Raw genomic sequence first — 5,019 nt, 5'->3', positions numbered from 1 at the left:
TGAAGAAGATGAGGATTAAGTGGACAGGAGAGCAAGAAAAGCAAGAAGAAGTCTATGACACGTTTATGATGATGGTGAAGTTCTGACCATGGAAAACGCAACAGTGCTTTTCAAGAGCTTGGTGCGGTTGATTAAAAATCGAGGGGCAAGGAGATTATTTGACCATCATCTTCTTACCGGATCGTGAAGTGCAATTTCTTTATAATGACGAAATCAGCAAAGATTCTCCGAAATTTGATTGTAGACTTTTCATTATGACCGGTCTTTTTGCCGCTGCTTGCCAGACACTTAATCCTTATAATTCCTAAGCTTTCTTTGCCAGCGGTGTCTCCGAGTTTTGTGCCTAGGGGACTGGAAATTTTTGAAGAAAAAATCACTGATGATCGTTTAAAAAAGGCTCTTGATGAAATTTTAGAATAAATGATGGAGGATTCTCGTCTTCAGGAAATGCTTCACTCTCAGGAGAGGACTCCACCTTGAGAAAAGAATACTGTCGCTTGGTCGACAGACAAAACTAACGGAGCACCTTATGCTCTGGTGTATCTTACTGCTCTAACTTTGCTTTGTGATGTTGAAACCTTACAATCTTATCAAAGGCGCTTTGCACAAGGTAATTCCCGAAGCTTTGATGCAACTATTAAAGCTGCAACTCTTAAAGAGTTTCATCTTGAACGTGCCTTGCTGATGGCAAAAGAGGTGGCTAAAACAGAGCAACACAGTTCCGCGCTGTTTGAATGGGTTGCAGAGAAATTGTCTATGAAAGTAAAATAATCCTCGCGATTTTAGAATCAGTGATTCAAATTTGTATCATAAAAACGAGCTTATCATACAAAACGCGTCGAACGGAAAAAACAGGAATTAAGAAAACAAGGATTGCGTGCTATGAGCGATGTCCCACGCATATTTCAAGCCGAGGGAAGAAAGCACTGTCCCGATATTGTCATGATCAAAGATGGTGAATGAGCATTTATCGATATAAGGATTGATAAGTTGAGGATAATCTATTGTCGAGGAAATAAAGAGGCTCTTTCTCCCTTATCAAGAACAGTTCAAAAACTTTTTAAAAAATGAAAAGAAAATAAAGCATACCAAAAAAGCTTTGAAAGACCGTAGGCTCAAAATAACAAAATAATTTGCATAAAACAGTGAGGGGGAACACCGATGAAAAATCCCCACATTATTCCGTCTTGGAAGAAAAAAACATTCCTTTAATCTTTGAGAAGAAGCAAAATCTTTTTTGGGAAAAGCAGATTATTGTCCGTCGTGTCGTAAAATATTGCTCTTCAGGAATGTGTGATAAGGCACATTCATACCCATAAAGAAGAAATGTCGTTTGTGTCTAGCGCTAGCCCTTTTTTTTGCGTCCATGAAGTGTCGAAGAGGAAAATTGAGCGGAAATATTCAGCGCAGAATTTGTTTAGTGAGCCTATGGCGTGAATTATATCGGCTGTATTGAAGAGATATACTCTTTTCGAGAGATGTTTATCTGATGAGCGATTGGTAGGGGGTAATTTAAGCTCTTGAGGATAAGGAGAAGATTAACTGAGAACAAAAACGTTGTAGAGAGCAGAATAATATCATCGTTGATGAAAATCGTTAATGATAAAAGTTATCGTTGATGAAAATCATCATTGATCAAAATACAAGTCAAGTAAAGGTCTAATTTTTATTGAGACCTTTACAATATTTAAATTTATATATTTTACAATATGTGCGTTTTTTATTTATAAATTGTTAACTAATCAATCAATGAGTATCCATAAGGTACTTTTGCATATAAAATACCACGATAGAATATAAAAATGTAAATACAGCTTTCAGTAAAATTTTTCCTTGTTCGAATATATATTCCTTTGCTTCTTGGTCTTTGCTGATGTCATTTTGTCCTATGAGTAGATGAAGGTTATAAAATGTGCCACTTGTTGGTTCAAGAAGCTGTAAAGAAGGTTTATCAACAGTATAAGGAGCAATAATAGGAGAGGGTTGTTGCTTCACTATACTATCAGATTCTTTAAGTACAACAGCTAGACCACTTGTTACTGCACAAGCTATGAAGAAATATCTGATATTCATAGTTTTCTCCTATATTTATTTTCAATAAATAAATATCAAACCGTTTTATATATATAATCACTTTAAATAACTATAGTAAAAATGCAACATACATAAAAAAGAATAAAATTTGCCTACAAATTGACAAAATTTACTCTTAATTGCCTTAATCAATTCTTTCAAAATCTGTTTTATGGATACGTAGAGATGGGTTTGAAGAGGGCAAAACAGAGAAGTATAGTGGGTGACAAAAGAGTTGCTAGCAAATTTCTTTTTTGCGCCATGGTAAAAGGGGTCATAAGAGCGAAAAATACACGAGAATTTAATATCCTGTGAAGATCGGGATGCATCCTATGATGGTCGGGATGCAATCCTGTGAGGGGCAGGGTGCATTCCGTGAGGGTTGGGATGCATCCTGTAAAGATCGGGGTGCATTCCGTGAGGGTCGGGGTGCATCCTATAAAGATCAGGGTGCATCCTGTGATGGTCGGGATGCACCCTGTAAAGATCAGGGTGCATTCCGTGAGGGTCGGGGTGCATCCTGTAAAGATCGGGGTGCATTCCGTGAGGGTCGGGGTGCATCCTATAAAGATCAGGGTGCATTCCGTGAGGGTCGGGGTGCATCCTGTAAAGATCGGGGTGCATCCTATGAGGGTCGGGATGCATCCTATAAAGATCGGGGTGCATCCTATGATGGTCGGGATGCACCCTGTGAGGGGCAGGGTGCATTCCGTGAGGGTCGGGGTGCATCCTGTAAAGATCAGGGTGCATCCTATGATGGTTGGGATGCATCCTGTAAAGATCAGGGTGCATTCCGTGATGGTCGGGATGTAACCCTGTGAGGGGCAGGGTGCATCCTATGATGCTCGGGATGCACCCTGTGTGAAAATAGCTAACCGAGGAAGTTTATGTTTTTTTGTCTCTTATGCCAATTGGTTTTTTGGTTTTCGATGGATATTCATTTGATTTCCTCAATATTTGCGATAATTGTATGATTAAGGAGAGAAAGTCTGTGTCATAGTAGCAGAAGAAGTTGAAAAATCTACAGGACTTGGAACATTTTTATGTTTCCATTTGGTTTTTCTTTATTTTGCTTCGTGTGCATGCACTTTATCATATATGTTTCTATAAAATTATTGTGTTATAGAAATTAAACATAATGAGATATATTAAGCGAGAAATATTTCAATAATTGTTATTTCATTCTCGATATATTAAATAATATGTTATGTAAATGTAGTTTTATATTATTCATACAGTATTTAAAAAATATTTTAGCGTGTGATAGACAATCTACTCTTGTCATGAAAAGTATTTTTATAAAAAGAGAAGCTTGCGAGGAGAATAAGCATCATTTGCAGGCTTATGCATGAGAAAATGGTGAGAAGAGTTCCTGTATTTGATGGATGAATATCTGAAGTGAGAGAAGATAGTAAGAGAAGATATTGAATAAAGTTCTGAAGAAAAACTGCAAGTTTTTATAGGAAGTGAAATTTTTCAATGATGAATATTTCCGATAAAGCAGTTTCCAGTGAAGTGGATGTTCGTCAATAAAAAAAGCTCTGCTTTGTACAGAGCGAGATGGCATATAAAAGTTAACTTTCCTCTCTTTTTGAAAAGAAAAATGGTGTTTTGTAAAGATGGGAGCACAAAGTTTTTTGCCGGGGAGGTGGCGTTCGGTGGGATGGTTTCCAGTGAGGGTTTTCCAATGAAGCTGGTTTCCAATGAAGTTGGTTTCCAATGAAATTGGTTTCGAATGTTTCTTCGATTCTTTTCTGAGTGTTGCATCATCTCCATCATTGATGTTTTATAATGTTCACTGTTTTATTGGCTGCAGAGTTGATAGCTGCAGAGTTGATAGCTGCAGAGTTGATAGCTGCAGGGTTGATGTTGCAGAGTTGATGGCTGCAGAGTTGATGGCTGCAGGATTGATAGCTGCAGGGTTGATAGCTGCAGGGTTGATGTTGCAGAGTTGATGGCTGCAGGGTTGATGTTGCAGAGTTGATGTTGCAGAGTTGATGGCTGCAGGATTGATGTTGCAGAGTTGATGGCTGCAGGATTGATAGCTGCAGGGTTGATGGCTGCAGGGTTGATGGCTGCAGGGTTGATAGCTGCAGGATTGATGTTGCAGAGTTGATGGCTGTGTGATGTTTTCATCTGCACTCTTGTTTTTTGGCGTGGCAGGTTATTCAGAGTGCTTGTGGTTTGCATATCCCCAATGAAATGCTAATAAATCTAAACAATCTCGTAAATGATCAGCAAGGGAGTTTTGTTTGCGTTTTGAGGCGCTTAAGTCCTTGATCGCCTGACCATAACCCACAACCTTTTCGACAAGTGAATAACCAAGAATACCAAGCATAACCTTGATCGTTTGTAAATGATTTGCTGCTTCTATCTGACGTTCAATGGGGTGTGTGTAACTCTGGCTGCACGCAACTTTTTGACGCGTGTAATCAGGGCTCATGTTGAAGTCAGCCTGACTTTGACGCCAGTAAATATAAAAACGTTCTGCTGCTTTATATTGCGCTTTGCTAATATGCCCTTTTGCATATAAAAGCGCAATGGGACGGCTTTGTATATTGGCAATGGCAACAATGGTGCGCGGGTTGCTTAAGCTTTCTGGATGGGTTGGTTGAAAATAAGGATTGCTTATTTCAATAGGCACTTCTTGCGTCTTTAAGTGGCCAATATGGTGTTTCTCTTCTCCATGGTGGAGGAGAGGAGAAATTGGGGTATGATTTTTTTGTTCAGTTTTGTTTTTTTTCGTATTTTGATGGTTCATGTTAGTTCCTCAAAATTTGTTTTATGTTCAAAAACGTTGGATATGTGTTGGTGCATGTTTTGAAGAGAAAATTTTGGTGGGTGTTTCCTTGGGGAAGATTGGAAGCGAAGCGTGTTGGTATTTCGTGGGGAGTACTCTTGAAGGGAGTGGTATTTTCCTGCATTGCCGGCGTTGTCCTTGGGTAT

6 protein-coding genes are annotated in these 5,019 nt (G+C 38.9%); 4 read left to right on the top strand and 2 right to left on the bottom strand.

Annotated elements, in window-relative coordinates; translation table 11 throughout:
- Window positions 1-158 precede the first annotated feature (158 nt).
- On the top strand, window positions 159-308 hold the full coding sequence (locus HNQ69_RS06785; RefSeq protein ID WP_183229290.1) for a hypothetical protein: 150 nt from the start codon (window positions 159-161) through the stop codon (window positions 306-308).
- Window positions 309-537: 229 nt separating this feature from the next.
- Complete coding sequence (locus tag HNQ69_RS08040) at window positions 538-771, top strand: hypothetical protein (RefSeq protein WP_246348551.1); 234 nt, start codon at window positions 538-540, stop codon at window positions 769-771.
- Between the two features lie 975 nt (window positions 772-1,746).
- Here HNQ69_RS08040 and HNQ69_RS06775 read toward each other — a convergent pair.
- A complete protein-coding gene (locus HNQ69_RS06775; protein ID WP_183229289.1) occupies window positions 1,747-2,073 on the bottom strand; it encodes a hypothetical protein in 327 nt (108 codons plus the stop codon).
- Window positions 2,074-2,405: 332 nt separating this feature from the next.
- Between HNQ69_RS06775 and HNQ69_RS06770 the strand changes: the two genes are divergently transcribed.
- The gene (locus HNQ69_RS06770) at window positions 2,406-2,894 is read left to right on the top strand and encodes a hypothetical protein (protein ID WP_183229288.1); all 489 of its coding nucleotides are present in this window, start codon (window positions 2,406-2,408) and stop codon (window positions 2,892-2,894) included.
- A gap of 882 nt (window positions 2,895-3,776) precedes the next feature.
- Entirely contained in the window at window positions 3,777-4,028 is a 252-nt protein-coding gene (locus HNQ69_RS06765) for a hypothetical protein (protein ID WP_183229287.1), read from the top strand.
- 209 nt (window positions 4,029-4,237) lie between these two features.
- On the opposite strand, the gene HNQ69_RS06755 is transcribed toward HNQ69_RS06765, so the two are convergent.
- Window positions 4,238-4,834 (bottom strand): hypothetical protein, encoded by a 597-nt coding sequence (locus HNQ69_RS06755; RefSeq protein ID WP_183229286.1) that lies wholly within the window; start codon window positions 4,832-4,834, stop codon window positions 4,238-4,240.
- Window positions 4,835-5,019: the final 185 nt, after the last annotated feature.

Source organism: Bartonella callosciuri, assembly GCF_014203215.1.
GTDB classification, from domain to species: Bacteria; Pseudomonadota; Alphaproteobacteria; order Rhizobiales; family Rhizobiaceae; genus Bartonella; species Bartonella callosciuri.
The sequence above is the reverse complement of the archived record's forward strand: the minus strand, read 5'-3'. Positions and strand labels throughout refer to the sequence as shown.

Coding starts and splice junctions, on each gene's coding strand:
- HNQ69_RS06775 (WP_183229289.1), bottom strand. CDS start 2,073: ATGAATATCAGATATTTCTTCATAGCTTGTGCAGTAACAAGTGGTCTA.
- HNQ69_RS06770 (WP_183229288.1), top strand. CDS start 2,406: ATGATGGTCGGGATGCAATCCTGTGAGGGGCAGGGTGCATTCCGTGAG.
- HNQ69_RS06765 (WP_183229287.1), top strand. CDS start 3,777: ATGAAGTTGGTTTCCAATGAAATTGGTTTCGAATGTTTCTTCGATTCT.
- HNQ69_RS06755 (WP_183229286.1), bottom strand. CDS start 4,834: ATGAACCATCAAAATACGAAAAAAAACAAAACTGAACAAAAAAATCAT.